Genomic DNA, 18,909 nt, shown 5'->3' on the forward strand with positions numbered 1-18,909 from the left:
CCTCGCCTTTGAGGACCACGTCGTGCCTGGTCGCACGGCTGCCACAGCGAGGGGGGTGGACGCCATTCCGGCTCGCCCCGCCCGCATCCAGGACGTCGCGGCCGCCGCCGGCGTCTCGGTGTCGACGGTGTCGAACGTGCTCAACCGTCCCGAGCGTGTCAACGCGCGCACCGCCGAGCGGGTCCGCGACGCGGTGGCCGCGCTCGACTACGTGCCCCATCCGGGCGCCGCCGGACTGCGCACCGGGCACTCGTCGTCGATCGGCCTGGTGCTGCCCGACGTCACCAACTCCTTCTACGCGCGCATCGCGCGGGGTGCCGCCGACGCCGCCTACGAGCACGGCTACGCACTCGTGCTGTGCCACAGCGGGGACGCGCCGGAGCGCGAGCAGGGCTACTTCACCATGCTGGTCGAGCAGCGGGCCGTCGGCGCCGTCGTCGTCCCGCTCAGCGCCGACCCCACCCGGCTGACCCGGCTGCGGGAGCGCGGCATCCCGCTGGTCCTGGCCGACCGCGCGCTGCCGGCCCAGGAGGGCTGCTCGGTCTCCGTCGACGACATCGGCGGCGGCCGCACCGCCGTGCAGCACCTGCTGGACCGCGGGGCGTGCGACATCCTCGTGGTCAACGGCGACCGCTCCATACGGCAGTGCGCCGACCGCTACCAGGGCGCCCGGCAGGCGGTGCGCAGCCGGCGTGCGGCACGGCTGGGCCAGGTGGTCGCCGAGGAGATGACGGTGGCGTACGGCCTGCGGATCGCCCGCGGTCTCGACGGGCTGCCCGACGGGGTGTTCTGCACCAACGACTTCCTCGCCGCGGGGCTGTGCCGCGGCCTGGCCGAGCGGGGGGTGAAGGTCCCCGAGGACGTGCAGGTGGTGGGCTACGGCGACCTGGACATCGCGAGTTTCGTCGGCACGACCCTCACGACGGTCCGGCAGCCGGTCGAGGATCTCGGCCGGGCCGCCGTGCAGATGCTGCTCGACGAGGTGGAGGCACACGCCGAACACACCCATGAGACCAGGGTGTTCGCGCCCGACCTGGTGGTGCGGGACTCCACCGGGTCACTGCCCGTCGCCTGAGCCCGGCACCCGGAGCGTCACCGGTCCCAGCAGCCCGGCGGCGGGCCGGTGGGGCAGCGCCCAGGCGGTCGGGGTGGCTTCGGCGAGGTAGGGGGCCAGGGTGTTGTGGACGGTCACCTCGATCCGCACGGTGCGCCCGGCGGCACCCGGCAGCGGGAAACGGTACGGCGCGCAGAACGCCTCCCCCACGGGTGCGCCGTCCGCGGCGACCGTGACGCTGCCGCGCACCCGCCCCAGGTCGAGCACCGGGTCGGGTCCGCCGGGCACCTCCACCTCGCGCGTGTAGGTGACGGCGCCGCTCCAGCCGCCCAGCCCCTGTGACCGCCACTCCCCGAGCGCCAGCGGCGCCGGCACGGTGCGCACCCGCGCCGGTCCGCGCCAGGCGGAACCTCCCCGCAGCACGGCCGTGGGACCGGTGACGACCTCGATCTCCGCCGGCTCCGGCAGGGGCTCATCGAGCGTCAGCACCGGTTCGTCCAGCCGCCGTTCGGCTCCGCCCGCGATCCGCACCCGCGCGGGCGGCTCCAGCGGCAGGTCGAGCGAGACGGTGCCGGGCGGGACGGTGAAGCGGAAGCGCTGCGCGCTCTCGCGGACGTCGTCGGTGCAGCGCAGCGGCAGGACGCGGCCGCCGAGCACCGGGGCGCCGGTGAGCCATTCGGTGTCCGGCAGCGGGTGCGGCCGTACGGCGGCGTGGCAGTGCTGCAACTCCCCCCACCTGCCACGGTGTTCGGCCGTGCGTCCGCGCCATCCACCCGTCTCGGCCTGCCAGCCGGCTCCGCTGACGAGCGCGGTCGCCCCCGACGCCGTGACGGCTACGAGGTCGACGAACACCGCGTCCCGGGCGCGGACGCCGTCGGCCACGACGGCGAGCACGTGCTCGCCGGCCGGGAGGGCCGGTTCGTGCCGGAAGAACATCGGCACCGCGCCCCAGTCGGACTCGTAGTACTCGGTCTTCTCCTGCCGTGCCACGACGGCATCGTCCAGCAGCACGGTGACCCCGGCCGCGGCACCGACCACGAGCACCGCCCGCGCGTCGGCGGCGAGGCTCAGCCTGCCCCGGTAGGTCACGCGGCCGTCCGGCCGTACGCCCTCGGGCAGGCACATGGGGCGGGGGCGGGGTACGAACCGGTCCGGGAGGGTCAGGCAGAACCAACTGCCCAGCGGGGTGTGGGCCTCGGCCGAGATGGCGGACGGGCGGTCCTCGGCGTCGGACAGCTCGTACTCCAGGACGTTGCGCCGGCGCTCCACCTCCACCCGGGCGGTCGCCAGGTGGCCGGTGCCGGTGGTCCGCCGCTCGCCGTTCCACCACACGCGCTTGGCCGCCTCCGCGCCGACGTGCAGGTCGGCGGGTCCGCGGTGGTCCGTCTCGACGACGGTGCGGACCCGGACGACGGCTCCGGGACCGGGGACCGGGGAGCGGACGAACTCCTCGTTCACCAGGCCCTTGTTGCCCAGCAGCCCTTCGGGCCGGGGGGTGCCGCGGCTCGACGAGAACAGCGCCACGCCCCAGCCCTCGCCGCCGGGGACGAGGGGCAGCTCGCCGGCCAGGACGCGTGCGGCGGACGCGGGGTCCAGCGGGTCGGGGGCCTTCGCGGCGGGCACCGGAGGCAGGACGCGCACCCGGTTGCCGTAGGTGGCGCGCGCCTGCTCCCAGGGCGCGTGGGGGGCGCCGGACTCGGTCCACCGCATGGTCCAGATCTGCGGCTCCTCGACGGACGTCCCGGCGGGCAGCGCGAGGTCGCCCCAGGTGTTGTCCATGGTGGGGACGAGGCGGCCCTGCCAGCCGGTCGACAGGTCGAGCGTGCGGACCGGCTCGGCCGGTGGTGCGGTCGCCGGGGGCGGCGGGGCGCCCTCACGCCAGACGAGGAGGACGGCGGGGGCGCCGTCCAGCGGCACCTCGAGCGTCGACACGCCGTCGGCCACGGTGACGGGCGCCGGGCGCCGGCTGCCGGTGGCCGGGTCCCAGACCTCCGCCTCGGCCACCGGGGCGCGCACGGTGACGGACCTGGCGCGGGCGTAGCGCGCGGGATCGACGTCGTGGCGGCCCCCGGGCGGATGCGTACGGGCGTCGGGATAGGCACCCGTCACCAGGGCGATCCCGTTCTCGCCCCGCCGCCTCACCAGCAGCGGCACGTCGCCGGTGGCGTGCCCGGCGGCATCGGCCACCGCGGCCGCCCCGGCCTCGGCGTCGCCGGCCCGCTCCAGTCCCGGATGGGCGCGCAGCGCCGCCACGGCCGAGTCGTCACCGGCGAGTCCGGCCGCGGTGGCGGGCGGACGGCCCACGGCGACCACGCGGCCACCGGCGTCGAGCAGTTCGGTCAGCCGGCGCGCGGTGTCCTCCTCCAGCACGCTCGCCGAGGGCAGCAGGACGGCGGTGTAGGCCAGGTCCCCGATCCGCAGGGCGCCGTCCGCGGCCGTGCCCCGCTGCACCGAGGCGTCGTCGACGACGTCGAAGGAGATCCGGTGCCGGTCCAGGGCGCCGGCGTGCGGCCGCAGCCAGTTGTCGGTGCCGCACAGGTCCAGGTAGTGCCGCTGCGTCTCGTCGGCCTCGGCGTGGCCGTCGCCGAGGCGGCCGTCGCCGAAGTGCCTGACCGGGGCGTCCAGCGGGATGAGCGCCTGCATGGTGGCCGTGGGGTGCAGGACCGCGACGTCGGCGCTGTAGGTGCCCCAGGACATCAGGGAGCAGATCCGGGCGACGGCCCGGGAGAAGGCCGGGTACTGCCGCCAGTAGGGCTGGCGCCAGTCGGTGGAGGGCGGCGCCCACTCGAACCAGCCGCCCGCGGTGCCGAAGTAACTGGCGTGCGGGTTGTAGAGGTTGGCGCCGCTGCGCAGGAAGGGCAGGAGCCAGTCGTAGGTGTCCTCCAGGGTGCCGTCCCAGCCGGAGGAGTGGAACGCCTCGATCCAGACCCGCTCGTGCCCGTAGAGGTGGGCCATGGAGGAGTGCACCTTGGAGTCGCCGTGGTGGTCGCTGCCCGCGGCGCCGTACCAGCGGTGGGTGCGGAAGTAGTCCGAGTAGATCTGCGTGGACTGGGCCGGGTGGCCGGAGCGCGCCGGGTGGCTCTGGTCGCAGCCCAGGAGCATGCCGCGTTCCTCGTGCCAGGCGGCCAGGGGCCGGAAGAGGGCCTCCTCGGTGAGTTCGGCGCGGACCGCGTAGTAGTCGGCGCGGATCTTCGCCGACCGAGCGCCGTCCACGGCCCCGGCGGCCCCCTGGAAGAGCGCCGGCAGGTGGTCCAGGAGGTCGTAGCCGCGACGGGCGCGGAAGGCCTCGGAAAAGCCGCGGCCGAAGGCGTTGGTGCCGGGCAGTTCGTCCTGGAAGCTGCCCGCGACGACGTTGCCCAGGTACTGGGGGACGCGGCGGTCGAACTCGTGGTGGACGGCGTCCATCAGCAGGCCGACGGCCCGCGGGTCGAGGTAGTCGAAGGCCGTGGGGACGGCGGTGACGAGCTGGACCTCGCTGCCGTCGGCGGCCTCGATCCGCGTGCCGGAGACGGGCAGGCGCCGGCCGTCCGCCGCGTAGGCGCCGACCAGGGCCTCCCCGCTCCCCGGCCGGAGCGCGCCACCGGGGAGCGTCACCCGGCGGGAGCGCAGGGCCAGTCCGGTCGCCTCGGGATGCCGGCGGGTGACGCCGCCCTGGACGTTGGCGCCGGAGAAGCCGATCTGGTCGTAGAACCACAGGCGGGTGCCGAGGTCCCGGGCGATCTCGCAGGCATCGGTGAACCGTGCCCACCACTCCTCACCGAACCACGCCGGTTCGTCGGCCCGGGCGCCGAAACCGGGCCCGGCGGGCGCCAGGTTGATCACCACGAGGTTGTGCACGCCGCCCTCGGCGAACCGGGCCATCTGCCAGGCGAGCCGCTCGCGGGTGACCCTCGCGCCCGACCACCACCACAGCGGAGTGGGGCCGAAGTCGCGGGGCGGGTCGTCGAACAGCTGCTGCAGCGCGGAGGAGATCACGGATACGGTCCTTCCGGGTACGGCTGAGGCACGCTCGCGGATCAAAAACGTTTTACACCAGCCGGAACATCGACCACCTGGCATGTTGGCACCGGATCACGGGGGCGGGAAGGAGGCTGTCACGGCTTCCTGCAAATGGCCGCATGAGGGGTTGTTGGAACGTTTTTCCGACCCTATATTCACTGCGCACCGGCCCCAGCGCCACGACGTCCCCCTCCGCTCGGCCCCTCCCCAGACGACGGAGTCGCATCATGGTCCGAATCCCGACTGCTCCCGAACGCTCCGGACAGCCCATCCCCTGGCGGTTGTGGAAGGTCGCGGCCCTGTCGGGCATGGCCTCCTACCTCGACGCCGCCCTCATCGTCAGCATCGCCGTCAACCTGGCCATCTACCGCGACAGTTACCACATGGGCGTGTGGATGGCCGGTGCGATCAGCGCGATCGTCACGGGCTGCATCGCCGTCGGCTCCCTCGTCGGCGGCCGGCTGGCAGACCTGTTCGGGCGCCGCCGCGTCTACAACTGGGACATCTTCTGCTTCGCGCTGGGCGCGGTCGTCATCACCCTGGCGCCCAACGACGTCGTGCTCTTCACCGGCGTGCTCGTGGCGGGGCTGGCGGCCGGTGCCGACCTGCCGACCTCCCTGGCCGTCGTCTCGGACGCCGCACCCGCCGAAGGCCGGGCGCGTCTGGTCTCCTTCACCCAGGTCATGTGGGTGGCGGGCATCGTCGTCGTCATCTTCCTCGGCTACCTCCTGTCGGACACCGGCATGACCGGGGCGCGCGTCATCACCGGCCATCTGGCCGTCGCCGCGCTGGTCACCTGGCAGCTGCGCTCGCGCCTGGACCTGACCGACGAGCCGCCGGACACGGAGGTGGCCCAGGAGGCGGCCGCCCTCGACGCGCCCCGCGGCATCGAACTGAAGAACGTGTGGAACCGTGCCGCCCTGCTGCCGATGGCCGCGACCTTCGCCTACTACGTCACCTGGGGCATCGGCGCCAACACCTTCGGCCAGTTCGGCACCTATCTGCTGGTCACGGTCAGCGGCGCCTCGCAGAGCCTGGCCACCGGGATCAACCTGGCCTTCCTGCCGATCGCCCTGGTGCTGACCTTCGTCTTCGTCCGGATCGCCGACACCCCCTGGCGCGACCGGCTCTTCTACGTCTTCACCGTCGTGCAGATCGCCGCCTTCTGCATCGCCTCCCTCACGGCCGGCGCGCTCGTCGGCATGCTCGTCTTCTTCGTGCTCTACCAGATCTCCAACCCCTTCGCGGGAGAGGCCAGTTACAAGGTGTGGTCGCAGCTCACGCTGCCCCCCGACACCCGTGGCACCACACAGGGCCTCACCTACGCCCTCTCGCGCGGGGTCTTCGCGGGCGTCGCGTTCGTCACGCCGGCCCTGATGGAGTACAGCGCGTCCGCCCTGCTCTGGTCGATCACCGCCTGCATGGCGGCGTCGGCGGTCGCGGGCGTCTACATCGTCCGCGTCCTCGTCCGGCGCACCCTCGGCGCCCCGCACACCCCGACGGACCTGCGGGTGGCCCCGACCTGAAACCGAGCGCACCTCCAGGAGCACCGACTAGGAGCACCCATCATGACAACCGCCGAACACCGCGCCCCTCTCGGTGACCTGTTGCCGCCGGTGCGCCGCCGTCGCACGCGGATCGGTCTGGTCGCCGGCGGACTCGGGACGTACTGGCCGCAGTTCCCGGCGCTGCTGCCGCAGTTGCGGGAGTCGGCCCGCTACGTCGCCGAGCGGCTGGCAGGCATGGACGCGGAGGTGACGGACGCCGGATTCGTCTCCGACGCCGAGGAGGGGGCGGCCGCCGCCGAGGAGCTGCGCAAGGCCGACTGCGATCTGATCGTGCTGTTCCTGACGACGTATCTGACCTCGTCGATGGTGCTGCCGATCGCCCGCCGCTCGCACACCCCCGTGCTGGTCATCGACCTCCAGCCGTCCGAGCGGATGGACCACGCCTCCTTCGACACCGGAGCCTGGCTGGCCTACTGCGGCCAGTGCCCCGTGCCCGAGGTCGGCAATGTCTTCCGCCGGGCCGGCATCCCCTTCCGGTCGGTCTCGGGCTGGCTGCGCCAGGAGAGCGCCTGGCGGCGCATCGAGCAGTGGATCCGCGCCGCGCACGTCCGCGCCGCGCTCAGGCACGCCCGGCACGGTCTGATGGGGCACCTCTATCCCGGCATGCTCGACGTCTCGACCGACCTGACACTGCTGCCCGCGACGTTCGGCTCGCACGTGGAGGTGCTGGAGTTCGACGACCTGCGCCACCGGGTGGAGCGGGTGACCGAGGCGGAGACGCGCGAGCGCATGGCGCTCGCCCGCCAGGTCTTCAGCCTCGACGACAGCGTGGCCGACGAGGACTTCGCCTGGGGGGCGACCGTCTCCGTCGCCCTGGACCGGCTCGTGGCGGACTTCGGGCTCGACACGCTCGCCTACTACCACCGCGGACTCGACGGCGAACTGCACGAGCGGCTCGGCGCGGGCATGATCCTGGGCGCCTCCCTGCTCACGGCGCGGGGCGTGCCCGCGGCCGGCGAGTACGAACTGCGCACCAGCGTCGCCCAGCTGGCCTCGCAGAGCGTCGGCGCCGGCGGGTCCTTCACCGAGATCCAGGCCCTGAACTTCGAGGACGGCGTCGTGGAGATGGGCCACGACGGGCCGGCTCATCTGGCCGTCGGCGCCCGCGACCCGCTGCTGCGCGGGCTGGGCGTCTACCACGGCAAGCGCGGCTGGGGCGTCAGCGTGGAGCTCGACGTCCGGCACGGCCCGGTCACCCTCCTCGGGCTGGGCCAGGACGCCGACGGCGGTCTGTCGTTCGTCACGTCCGAGGGCACCGTCGTGCCCGGGCCCCTGCTGGAGATCGGCAACACCACCAGCCGGGTCGACTTCGGCCGGGACCCCGGCGAGTGGGTCGACGCGTGGAGCGCCACGGGCGTGGGCCACCACTGGTCCCTCGCGGTCGGCGGGCACGGGGCCGACTTCCGGGCCGCGGCGAGCCTGCTCGGCATCGACCACCGCGAGGTGTGAGCGGGCCGCACCCGCGCCCCCGGGACATCAGCGAAGCCTCCTCCTCCGTTCCCGCGCGTTCGCCCGTGAGCCTGATCCGCGGCCCGTCCCACGGCAAGGCGCCGCACCGCCACGCGGTCCGGTCGGGAAGGTGGGCAGTCCGCCGCCCGACGCAGGGCGGCGGCCCACCGTCGTGAGGAGAGCTTCGTGCGCCTGCAACCCGTCGCGGCCGCCCTGGCCTCGTCCGTCCTGCTGGCCTCGCCGGTCCGGGCCGAGTCCTCCACCGCCCCGGCCGCCGGGGCCGCGCGCGCGGTGACCGATCCCGCCGCCTACGTCGATCCGTTCGTCGGTACGGCGCCGGGCGGTACCGACTTCGGTCACGGCGGAGGCGCCGGGAACACCTTTCCCGGCGCCTCGGCGGCTCTGGGCGGGATCCAGTGGAGCCCCGACACCGTGACGCACCAGCACGGCGGTTACGCCTACCAGGACGACCGGATCCGCGGCTTCAGCCTCACCCACATCTCCGGGGCCGGCTGCGACGACTACGGCAACGTGCCGTTCATGCCGCTCACCGGCCGCCCGGCCCCGGACACCGCGGCCCGGTACGCCACCTTCTCCCACGCCGACGAGCGGGCCTCGCCCGGCAGTTACGGGGTGAGGTTCCACAACGGCATCCGTACGCGGATCGCGGTCACCCAGCGCTCCGGCATCGCCCGCTTCACCTATCCCGCGGGCGAGGCGCGCCCCGCCGGGCTGACGGTGGACGCCGGACGGGCGTTCAACAAGGCCACCGGAGACATCACCATCGGCACCCGCACCCTGTCCGGTCACACCGACGGCGGCGCCTTCTGCGGTTCCACCAACCGCTACCGCCTCTACTTCCACGCCGTCTTCGACCGGCCCTTCGCCCACGCCGAGCACCTGGACGGCAAGGCGTCCGGAGCCTACGTCTCCTTCGCCCCCGGCACCCGTACGGTGACCGCCCGGGTGGGAGTGTCCTTCGTCGACCTCGACGGCGCCCGCCGCAACGCCGCCGTGGAGCAGGGCGGGAGATCCTACGACGCCCTGCGGCAGGCCGCCCGCGACCGCTGGAACGCGTGGCTGGGCCGGATCGCCGTCACCGGCGGCACCGACCGCCAGCGCCGGGTCTTCTACACCGCGCTCTACCACGCCCTGCTGCACCCCAGCGCCTTCAGCGACAGCGACGGCCGCTACCGGGGCATGGACGGCCGGGTGCACCACACCCGGGCCGGGCATGTGCAGTACGCGGACTTCTCCGGCTGGGACGTCTACCGCTGCCAGGTCCAGCTGCTCGCCCTGCTCGCTCCGCACGAGGCCTCCGACGTCGCCCGGTCCATCCTCGAACAGGGCCGCCAGGCCGGGTACTTCGACCGCTGGACGCTGGCGAACGGCGGCACCCGCGTCATGGTCGGCGACCCGCTGCCGGCCATCGCCGCCTCGATCCACGCCTTCGGCGGCACGGACTTCGACGCCGAGGCGCTGCTGCGCACGGCCGTGGCGGACCGGGACGACGACCGGCAGCGGCCGGGGCACGAGCTCTACGACACCCTGGGCTACATCCCGGCCGGGACCAAGGGCGTCTGGGGCGGCGCTGCCACCACGCTGGAGTACGCGGTCGCCGACGGCGCGCTCGCCCGCCTGGCCGGACGCCTCGGTGACACCGGCACCCGGGCGGCGCTCACCCGCGCCGCCGGCAACTGGCGCCACCTGTTCAACCCGGCGAGCGGCTACCTCCAGCCCCGCGCCGCCGACGGGACCTGGCCGGCCTTCACGCCCGCCCAGCACACCGACTACGTCGAGGGCAACGCGGCCCAGTACACCTGGATGGTCCCGCACGACCTGCCCGCCCTGTTCGCCGCCATGGGCGGCGACGCCGCCGTCACCTCGCGCCTGGACGCCTTCTTCACCGAACTCAACGCGGGCTCCGACAAGCCGTACGCCTACCTCGGCAACGAGCCGTCCTTCGGCACCCCCTGGGCCTACGACTCCGCGGGCCGCCCCGACCGCACCCAGGACACCGTGCGGCGCGCCCTCACCACGCTGTTCACCGACCGCCCCGACGGCCTCGTCGGCAACGACGACCTGGGCGCGATGTCCTCCTGGGCCGTCTGGGCCGCTCTGGGCATGTATCCGCAGGTCCCCGGCAGCCCCCGGCTCGCCCTGGCCAGCCCGCTGTTCCCCGCGGTCACGGTGCGCCGCGGCAACGGCGTCACCCTCACCGTCCTCGCCCCGGACGCGTCGGCGACCCACACCCGCGTACGCTCGCTGACCCTCGACGGCCGCCCCGTCGGCTCGCCCTTCCTTCCCGCCGGCTTCGTCAGCGAGGGCGGTGTCCTGCGCTACCGGCTGACCTCCCCGTGAACGGGCCACCGGCCGCGGATTGGCCCGCGACACGCACCCGGCCCGGCTGAGAGGCTGCGGCTCCCGCGCCGTGAGGAGTCGCCATGCAGGTAGCCGTCGTGACCTTCGACGGGTTCAACGAGCTCGACAGCTTCATCGCCTCCGCGCTGATCAACCGGTGCCGCAAGGACGGTCTGGAAGCCTTCGTCACGACGCCCGCCCCGGTGGTGACGTCGATGAAGACCGTCGAGCGCGCGCTGCGCACCGTCGGCACGGACCGGACGACCGCGCTGCGCGGTTGAGGACCTTCGCCTTCGCCCGGCGCCGCGCGCAGGACGCGGGGCGCACGCGGAACGCGAGGGCGCGAGCAGGGCACAGGGTGCCCGAAGGGACGCAACGCACGCACGGGACGCAACACACGCGCAGGACACGACGCGCGCCCGCACGGCACACCGCTCCTGCCGCGGTACGGGCGCCCCGCGCCATGTGCGCCGTCGCCGGGCGCGCGGCCGTCCTCCCGTTCGCCGCCGCGCCTAACGCGAGACGCCGTGGTCGTTCGGCGCCGCTCCCTCCCGGGCCGTGCCGCTCTCGCGGCTGACCTCGTGGTGCCGGCCGTCGGGGCCCGGCAACGGTTTGAGGTCCACCTGGACGCGGTGCGTGCTGTCGCGGCTCACCGAGCCGCCGAGCCGGGCCTCGACCACGCCGAGGCGCAGTCCCGCGCCGCCCTCGCCGGCCCGGTGGAACTGCACCGAGAACTCGAGGCTGACCTGCTCCACGCTGAACCGCCAGTCGCTCTCGGCGCCTTCGGCCTGGGCCCGCGCCAGCTCCGCGCGCACCGTGCCGATGGCCTCCGCGAGACCGACAGGTTCCGTATCCCCCATGTCAACACACCGCCGAATACCGTAAATTGGCCGATCAATCCTGGTCATAAGTCTAGGGACCCGCCATGCTCCGCGCGTAGTGTGAGGCGGCATGGGGGAACTGCGTGCGGACTGGAGGCTCAGGCTGCGGCGCGGGGGCGCTCAGGGTCCCATCTGCGGCGCGGGCGTGCTCGTCGACCAGCACACGGCGCTGACCTGCGCACACGTGGTGGGCGATGACCCGAACGCCGTCATGTGGCTGGAGTTCGCCGAGAACGACGGCCTGGAGCCGGTGGCCGCACGCGTCATGCCCGGCGGGCGGCTGCGCGACGGCGGGAGCGACGAGGACGTCGCCGTGCTGAGCCTGGACAGTCCGCGGCCGCAGGCGCGCCCCGCCCCGCTGCATCATGAACTGCGGCCCGGCATGGAGGTGTTCACGACCGGCTACGCCGAGGGCTTCGACGAGGGCATGACCCTGTGGGGCCGCGTCAGCGGCGCCAGCGGCACGCCCGTGCAGTTCGACGCCGTCGCGAAGACGGAGGTGGTCCGCGCCGGCTTCAGCGGCGCGGCGGTGTGCACCCCGCCGCGCGACGACCGGCCCACCCGCGTGGTCGGCATCGTGGTCAGCTGGCGCGGCGACACGAACCGGCCCCTGCCCGAGGACAGCCGGGTCGCGTTCTCCTACCTGCTCCCCATCGACCGCATCGCGGAACTCTCGCCGGTGATCAAGGAGTTGAGCAGCCCGAGCGCCTGGGACCACGACTTCGAGGAGCGTCTGATCCGGTGGTTCGACGACCCGGACGAGGACCCGGTGAAGATCACCGTGGTGCCTCCGGACAGCGGCAAGGACCGCTCGCTGCGCCATCTGCTGCACCGCGCCCATGTCGTCCACCGCGGCGGGGGCAGCCGGCCGGACCTGGCCGACCACGCGCTGGACCACATCGACCGCACGGCCGGTGAGTACCTGGCGTACTGGGACTGGCTGCGCGGCGCCAAGCCGCCGCCCGCGCACGCGGCCGACCGCGCCCCCGCCCGGCCGGCGACGGTCCTCGTCGACGGCCTGGACGACGAGCCCCAGCCCGGCCCGCTGATCGAACTCCTGCTCAGGCTACGGGTGCTGAGGTTCCGTCTGCTGCTCGTCTTCCGTCGGGAGGGCGGTACCGGCTGGAGCGCGGCGCGCGACAGACTGCTGCTGCCCGCGCTGCTCGGCCACGCGGACACGCTGATCGACCGGCTGGAGCGGGCGGAGTTCAGCAGCGCGGTCCGCCGTGACGTCGTCGACAGCGCCTCGCTCGGCTCCGTGACGGAGAGGGCCGACCTGCGCCGGGCCGAGCGCCGCCGGATCGACGGCGTGAAGGACCCCCACCAGCAACTGAGCCGGCTGCGCAAGCTGATCAGGACCCTGCGCACCGACCTGAGCCGGCACACAGAGACGTGACGACGTGCCCGGCCCGGTCCGGGCGAGGGAGGAGGACGACCGGAGGATGACCACCTGCCCGCACCGGCACTTCGACGGAGCCGCCTGCGGCGGCACGGTGCTGCCCACCGGCCACTGCGCCGTGTGCGGCCGCGCACAGGACGGAACCGGGCTGCCCGCCCTGCCGGACGACCCGCGCCAACGCGGGCCCCGCGAACTGCTCGGCCTCCCCGAGCGCGCGCCGCGGCCCGCCGAGGAACGCCTCATCCGTCCCGAGGGGGCCCTGCGCATCCGCATGGTCTGCTCCTCCGACACGTGCGGCAGGCCCTTGGCCCCGCCCTACACCGAGGGCCCGGTGCCGGTGAAGGGCTTCTGCCCGGCGTGCGGGCGGCGCTACTCGTACGAGCCCGAACTGGCCGAGGGCGACCTGCTGCGCGACCAGTACAGGATCATGGGCCCCATCGCGCACGGTGGCCAGGGCTGGGTCTACCTCGCCGAGGACACCCACCTCGGTGACGTCGTCGCCGTCAAGGGGCTGCTCAACCGCTACGAGCACGACGGCGCCCGGCTCGCCGACGTCGAACGGCGCAACCTCGTCGCCATCCGCCATCCCCGCATCGTCCAGATCCGCGACTTCGTCGCCCGCCGGGACGACGGCGGCGAGGTCACCGGCGGCTACATCGTCATGGACGACGTCGGCGACGGCACCCTCGCCAAGGTCGTCGAGGAGACCCGGCGCGGCGAACGCGTCCTCGACATCGAGCACGTCGCCGCGTACGGCTGCCAGATCCTCGAGGCCTTCGTCCATCTGCACGACGGCAGCGAACGCGTCTTCGTCTACGGGGACATGAAGCCCTCGAACGTCGTGCACCACGGCGACGGGGTGAAGGTCATCGACCTCGGCGGCATGCGCGAGGAGGGACAGAGCCAGCCGCCCGCCCATGTCACGCCCGACTACATGGCGCCCGAGACCGGCTCCTCGCCCATGCCGACCGTCGCACACGACCTGCACACCGTGGGTGTCACGCTGCGCGAACTCGCCCGCTGGGCCGTCGACGAGGTGCCGGGACTCGGCAGCGCCTCCTTCTGGCGGGTCATCGAGCGCGCCGTGCGGACCGATCCGGGCCGGCGCTTCGCCGACGCGAGGGAGATGGCCGGTCAACTGCGCGGTGCCCTGCGGGAGATCCGTGCCCTGCGCGGCAAGAGCGACCCGCCCGAACCCTCCGACTACTTCCGGCCCTCCGCTCAGCTGCTCGGCGCCCGGCTCGGCACGGTGCCGGACATCGGGCACTGGCTGGCGCGCCCGCGCCGCGACCGGTACGAGCCGCCCGTGGCCCCCGCCCTCGATCTCGGCACCCCCACGCCCACCGAGATCGCCGGCTGCCTGCCGGTGCCGAGGCGGTTCCCGGGCGACCCGCAGACCGCGCGGTTCGAGGTGAGCAGCGGCTACGACCCGGGCCAACTCCTCGACCAGCAGGACGAGAAGCCGCGCTCGGTGGAGATCTGCCTGCACAACGTACGCGTCCTGCTGCGCCGGAACACGCTCGCGGACCTGGAACGGGCCCAGGAGGAGCTGGACATCGCCGACTCCATCCCCGGGCCGTCGGCCGTGCGGCGCTGGCGGCTGGAGTGGCACCGCGCCCTGCTCGCGCTGCGCGGCGCCGGCCTCGCGGACGACCCGCGGCAGGCGGCCGGGGCCCATCACCATGTGGTGCAGGCCAGGCAGCACTTCATGCAGGTCCACTTCGAACTGCCCGGTGAGTACGCCCCCAAGCTGGCCCTGGCCTACTGCGGGGAACTGCTCGGCGACGACGCGGCCGGACCCACCGCCAAGGAGCTGTACGAGGCCGTGTTCGCCCGCAATCCCGCGCACGGCGGCGCCGCGCTCGGCCTGGCCAGGCTGGCGCTTCGCGCGGGTGATCGCCGGGCGGCCCTCGACGTGCTGGCCCGGGTCGGGCCCGGCACCCTGGACCACACCGTGGCCCGTATCGCCTCGGTGCGCGTCCGGGCGGCCCGGCTGCCCGGGGACGGTGCTCCGCTGCCCGCGCCCGGCGAGGTCGACGCGGCACTGGCGGAGATGCACGGCCTCGTCGGCCGCAGCCCGGGCGCCGGCGAACCGAGCCTGTCCGAGGACGAGGCGCTGCGCCTGGGCACCGAGTTGCACGAGTGGAAGCTGGACGCGCTGCACAGTCTCGAGGACCGGCCCGGCCCGGCGGGAGGCGCCGGGCGGCTCGACGCCCGGCGGCTGCGACGGCTGAGCGGCCCGGAGCGTGAACTGCGCCGGCGGCTGGAGTCCCGCTACCGGCAACTGGCGGCACGCCACCGGGAGTCGGCCGCCGCCCACGAGCACCTCGTGGACCTGCTGCACGCGGTGCGGCCCCAGACCGTGTTCTGACCGCACGGCAGAGCCGCACGACGGTCGGCACGGCACCGGCGCGGTGCGGCGACGAGGACGGGACGAGGACGAAGGGGAAAGGAGCGGTGACGCGGGAGATGAGCGGGAGATGAGCAGCCACACCCGGCCGCAGCCGGGCATCCGACTGCGTGTCGATCTCGACGGCGATCTGCGCCCGCGCCGCAATGTGAAGATCGAGGCGCACCTGCAGGTCGACGTGGCCGCCGACGGGGCCCCCACCGACCTGCCCGCGGTCGAACTCGCGGTGATCGTCGCGGTGGACGTCGCCGAGTCCAACCGGGCGGCGATCGACGGTCTGGCCGCCGCGCTGCGCGCCCTGCCGGACGGTATCTCCTTCAGCCTGCTCGGCAGCGGCCCGGAGCCGGCCCGGTGCTATCCGCGCGGCGCGGACGACTGGGCCGTCGCCGGCCAGCACGAGCGGCGCCGGGCCGCCTTCGTCGCCGGCTCGCTGCCGCTGCACCGGGACCGGCCGCGTCCCGCCGGGTACGCCGCCTGGGCGGCCGCCGCGCGCGCCCTGCTCGCCGGCCGCCCGCTGTCCGTACAGCATCTGGTGCTGATCACCGACGGCAGCAGCGCCGCCGGCGAGAGCCGGCTGGAGGAGGAACTGCAGGCCTGCGCCGGGCAGTTCACCTGCGACGTGTTCGCCGTGGGCACGGACTGGCCCCCCGACCCCCTGCTCACCCTCGCCGAACGGCTGCACGGGACCGCCGAGTTCGTCGACGGCACCCTCACCCAGGCGATCACCGGCGCCATCCAGCGGCTGCGCCGGGTGCACACGCCCCAGCTGCCGATCGAGGTGACCGTGCGGCCCTCGGTCCGCCAGGTCTCGCTGAGCGAGAAGGCACCCCGGCCGCACCGCCTCGGCGGGCTGCCGCGGCCCGGCCGGCCGCACCGCTGGAGCTTCCCCACCTACCAGTGGGAGCAGGGCCGGCGCGACTACCTGCTCACCCTGGTCGCCGACGCCGACGCCGACCCGCTGGAGACCGAGCTGCAGTTCGCCATGGTCTCCGTCGGCGAGGTCCACGCCCCCGTCGTCGCCCGCTGGCACCTTCCCGACCGGTCGCCGCCGCACGCCCCGGCGGGCGCCGACAGCGTGCGCAGCCTCAACGTCACCGCCCGGATGCGCAGTGCCCTGCGGCAGGGGCTCGTCGCGCTCGACGCCCACCGGCGGGACACCGCCGAGGACTGCCTGGGGCAGGCCGCCCGCCTGGCGGCGCAGCTCGGCAAGGAATGGGTGCTGGACGAGATCCGCACGGTCGCCGACATCGAGGACGCCACCGCGGGCCGGATCCGGCTGCGCAGCGTCGACGCCGGCACGCTGGGCCCGATGATCCTGCGTGCCGGATCCCGGCCCGGCGGACCGCTGACCGAGGCCGTCGGGGCGCGGCCGGGGCCGCACTGCCAGGTGTGCGGCACCCCGGCCGGGAGCGAGGCCCGTTACTGCATCAGCTGTGGAAAGGAGCTGCGGTGACGACCGGTCACACCGTTCCCTGGCGCCCCCGCTCCCCGGCCGCCGCGTGGCGCGGGCGGCTGAGCCCGTGGCGCACCCGCCGGCTGCTGGAGGCGCACCTGCTGCTCCTCTTGCTGTGCGCGGCCGTGGCGGCGACCGCCCTGTTCTTCTCCTACCGTCAGACCCAGCGCGGCGCCGTGGCACTCGCCTCCCGCGAGGCGCCGGCCGTGCAGGGGCTCGCCGGCACCCGGCTCGCGGCGCTGCGCTCGTACGAGGAGGCCGGCGCTCTCGTGAAGGACGGCCTCGTCGACGTCGCGGGCTCGGGTGAGACCTACCGCTCGCAGCTCTCGGCCGCCGACCAGGGCCTGTCCCGCATCGCCGACCGCACGGACCAGGACCTCGGCACCGTCGACGGCCTGCTCGCCAGCTACGGCAACTCCCTCGACCTGGGCATGTCCGTGTACCGGGACCAGCCCCTCATGCAGCAGCAGAAGTTCGTCGAGGCGAGATCGCTGCTCGTCCGCGACAAGGTGGGACTCACCTCCCGGCTGGACGAGCTCCAGGCCGTCCAGATGAGGCACGCGGAGGCCACGGCCACCATGGGAGACCGGCAGCGCGCGGGCTGGTGGATCGCCGAACTCGCCCTGGGCGCCCTCGCGTCGACCCTGCTGTCCGCGCTCTTCGTGCTGCGCGACCGCTGCGGCCGCGACTGGAACCCCTACCTGCTCGCGGCCTTCGCCCTGACCGTGCTGCTCGCGGTGGTCCCGCTGCTGACGACGTCCGCCACCGAGGACCACCTCGACGGGGCGCTGAAGGACCTGCGGCAGATCACCACCGTGTCCCGGCGGATCACCACGGTGTCCCAGCAGATCACCGAGGTGCCCCGCCGCGGTTCGGAACTGGTCGACGCACAGCAGCAGGTCACCCAGACGTCGGAGCAGGTCCGGCAGCGGCTGGCCACCGACGCCTGGGCCGACCGGGTGTACCAGGGCACCTTCGTCGGCGGTCTGCTGATCGTCGTCCTGCCCGCCCTGGGGCTCGGTCTCCGGCTCGACGGCGACTACTGGAGGCGACGGTGACCCGACGGCTGAAACTGCTGGTCCTTCTCGTGGTCATGCTGCTGATCGCCGCCGCCGGCGTGGTGGTGGTCTGGACGCAGCACGACGACGAGGAGCCGGTGACCATCCTCGGGACGTGGACCGGCCGGCAGGAGGAGCAGTTCAAGACGGTGCTGCGGGGCCTGGGCATCCCGTTCCGCTACCAGGGCACCGCCGCCCAGCGTGAGGTGCTGCTCTCCAAGGTGCAGTCGGGAGAGCCGCCGGACGTCGTGATCATGCCGGGCATCGGCGAACTCGCCGAGTACGAGCACCACGGCCGCCTCAAACCGCTGGACGGCCTCTACGACCCGAAGCAGTACGGCGCGCCGTGGAACGCGGCGGGCACGGCCTCCGGCCATGTGTACTGGGTCCCGGTCAAGGCGGACCTGAAGAGCATCGTCTGGTACCGCGAGGGCCACCGGCCCGCCGACTCGCCCGCACCGATGAGGAGTTGGTGCATCGGCATGGGCGACGACGGCGCCTCCGGCTGGCCCGGCACCGACTGGATCGAGGACCTGGTCCTGCAGCGGTCGGGCCCCGGCGTCTACACGAAGTGGGCGCTGAACACGGGCGGTCCGGCGAAGAAGTGGTGGACGAGCGATCCGGTGCGCACCGCCTGGACGGCATGGGCGGATCTGCTCAGGCAGGACCCACGGGCGGCCAGGACGGCTCTGCTCACCGATCACCGCGGCGCCCCGGGCGGCCACGGCCTGCTGTTCGGCGGCGGCGCGGCCGGCTGCTCCCTGGAGCACCAGGGCTCCTTCGCACGCTCCTTCTACGGGAAGAAGGACACGGAGCACGCGCGTCTGATGGACTCCGCCCCGCTGCTGCCCGGCGGCGGCACCCGGGTCCGCGCCCATGAGGTGACCGGCGACTTCGCGGCACTGTTCAGCAACAGCTCCCGTGCCCGTGAGCTGATCCGCCGGCTGTCCTCGAGGAAGGCCCAGCAGAAGTGGGCGGAAGTGGCGGGCGTCTTCTCGGCGAACCGCGAGGTGATCCCCAAGGACGAGGTGGTCGAGCACCAGATCGCCCAGCGGCTCCTGAAGGGCCCCCGCTGCCTGGACGCCTCGGACGTGATGGCACCGGCCGTACGGGACGCCTTCTACGAGGCGGTCCTGCTGACCATCGCCAGAGTCGCGGCGAAACCGGGAAAGGATCCCGATGTCAGGGGCCTGCTGCGGGACGTGCAGCAGGTGCAGGACGTGTCGACGAGGGACACCGGGCGGGCGGCTCTGCGGACGGTGTGCAGTACCCGATGA

General features: G+C 74.0%; 11 protein-coding genes and 1 pseudogene. 10 read left to right on the forward strand and 2 right to left on the reverse strand.

Annotation, left to right across the window (positions count from 1 at the left end; all coding sequences use genetic code 11):
- Positions 1-55: 55 nt before the first annotated feature.
- The gene (locus tag ACJ9NR_RS04340; protein ID WP_412489678.1) at positions 56-1,075 is read left to right on the forward strand and encodes a LacI family DNA-binding transcriptional regulator; all 1,020 of its coding nucleotides are present in this window, start codon (positions 56-58) and stop codon (positions 1,073-1,075) included.
- Here ACJ9NR_RS04340 and ACJ9NR_RS04345 read toward each other — a convergent pair.
- A complete protein-coding gene (locus ACJ9NR_RS04345; protein ID WP_412489677.1) occupies positions 1,058-5,029 on the reverse strand; it encodes a glycosyl hydrolase in 3,972 nt (1,323 codons plus the stop codon). The genes ACJ9NR_RS04340 and ACJ9NR_RS04345 overlap by 18 nt on opposite strands.
- Positions 5,030-5,280: 251 nt before the next feature.
- Here ACJ9NR_RS04345 and ACJ9NR_RS04350 point away from each other — a divergent pair, with 251 nt between their 5' ends.
- From ACJ9NR_RS04350 to ACJ9NR_RS04365, 4 genes and pseudogenes are all read left to right on the forward strand, one after another.
- Entirely contained in the window at positions 5,281-6,579 is a 1,299-nt protein-coding gene (locus ACJ9NR_RS04350) for an MFS transporter (protein WP_412489676.1), read from the forward strand.
- Between the two features lie 42 nt (positions 6,580-6,621).
- Positions 6,622-8,070 carry an arabinose isomerase gene (locus tag ACJ9NR_RS04355; RefSeq protein WP_412489675.1) on the forward strand — a complete coding sequence of 483 codons (1,449 nt, stop codon included), beginning with the start codon at positions 6,622-6,624 and terminating at the stop codon, positions 8,068-8,070.
- A 186-nt stretch (positions 8,071-8,256) separates the two neighbouring features.
- On the forward strand, positions 8,257-10,431 hold the full coding sequence (locus tag ACJ9NR_RS04360) for a GH92 family glycosyl hydrolase (RefSeq protein WP_412489674.1): 2,175 nt from the start codon (positions 8,257-8,259) through the stop codon (positions 10,429-10,431).
- 83 nt (positions 10,432-10,514) lie between these two features.
- A pseudogene (locus ACJ9NR_RS04365) lies at positions 10,515-10,661 on the forward strand (AraC family transcriptional regulator); the annotation flags it as partial.
- A gap of 282 nt (positions 10,662-10,943) precedes the next feature.
- On the opposite strand, the gene ACJ9NR_RS04370 reads toward ACJ9NR_RS04365, so the two are convergent.
- A complete protein-coding gene (locus tag ACJ9NR_RS04370; protein WP_412489673.1) occupies positions 10,944-11,291 on the reverse strand; it encodes a trypco2 family protein in 348 nt (115 codons plus the stop codon).
- A 91-nt stretch (positions 11,292-11,382) separates the two neighbouring features.
- Between ACJ9NR_RS04370 and ACJ9NR_RS04375 the strand changes: the two genes are divergently transcribed.
- From ACJ9NR_RS04375 to ACJ9NR_RS04395, 5 genes are all read left to right on the forward strand, one after another.
- The gene (locus ACJ9NR_RS04375; protein ID WP_412489672.1) at positions 11,383-12,708 is read left to right on the forward strand and encodes a S1 family peptidase; all 1,326 of its coding nucleotides are present in this window, start codon (positions 11,383-11,385) and stop codon (positions 12,706-12,708) included.
- 46 nt (positions 12,709-12,754) lie between these two features.
- Positions 12,755-15,082: a tetratricopeptide repeat protein gene (locus ACJ9NR_RS04380; RefSeq protein ID WP_412489671.1), complete on the forward strand. Its 2,328-nt coding sequence runs from the start codon at positions 12,755-12,757 to the stop codon at positions 15,080-15,082.
- Positions 15,083-15,191: 109 nt separating this feature from the next.
- Positions 15,192-16,574 (forward strand): vWA domain-containing protein, encoded by a 1,383-nt coding sequence (locus ACJ9NR_RS04385; RefSeq protein ID WP_412489670.1) that lies wholly within the window; start codon positions 15,192-15,194, stop codon positions 16,572-16,574.
- Positions 16,571-17,632, forward strand: a complete 1,062-nt coding sequence (locus tag ACJ9NR_RS04390; RefSeq protein WP_412489669.1) for a hypothetical protein — start codon at positions 16,571-16,573, stop codon at positions 17,630-17,632. Before ACJ9NR_RS04385 ends, ACJ9NR_RS04390 begins: the two co-directional genes overlap by 4 nt.
- Positions 17,629-18,909, forward strand: a complete 1,281-nt coding sequence (locus tag ACJ9NR_RS04395; protein WP_412489668.1) for an extracellular solute-binding protein — start codon at positions 17,629-17,631, stop codon at positions 18,907-18,909. Before ACJ9NR_RS04390 ends, ACJ9NR_RS04395 begins: the two co-directional genes overlap by 4 nt.

The organism is Streptomyces sediminimaris (genome assembly GCF_047049295.1).
GTDB classification, from domain to species: domain Bacteria; phylum Actinomycetota; class Actinomycetes; order Streptomycetales; family Streptomycetaceae; genus Streptomyces; species Streptomyces sediminimaris.

Bases quoted from the DNA above. Each gene is read 5' to 3' on its own strand.
- ACJ9NR_RS04385 (WP_412489670.1), top strand. From the start codon at position 15,192: ATGAGCAGCCACACCCGGCCGCAGCCGGGCATCCGACTGCGTGTCGAT.
- ACJ9NR_RS04375 (WP_412489672.1), top strand. From the start codon at position 11,383: ATGGGGGAACTGCGTGCGGACTGGAGGCTCAGGCTGCGGCGCGGGGGC.
- ACJ9NR_RS04350 (WP_412489676.1), top strand. From the start codon at position 5,281: ATGGTCCGAATCCCGACTGCTCCCGAACGCTCCGGACAGCCCATCCCC.
- ACJ9NR_RS04380 (WP_412489671.1), top strand. From the start codon at position 12,755: ATGACCACCTGCCCGCACCGGCACTTCGACGGAGCCGCCTGCGGCGGC.
- ACJ9NR_RS04370 (WP_412489673.1), bottom strand. From the start codon at position 11,291: ATGGGGGATACGGAACCTGTCGGTCTCGCGGAGGCCATCGGCACGGTG.
- ACJ9NR_RS04355 (WP_412489675.1), top strand. From the start codon at position 6,622: ATGACAACCGCCGAACACCGCGCCCCTCTCGGTGACCTGTTGCCGCCG.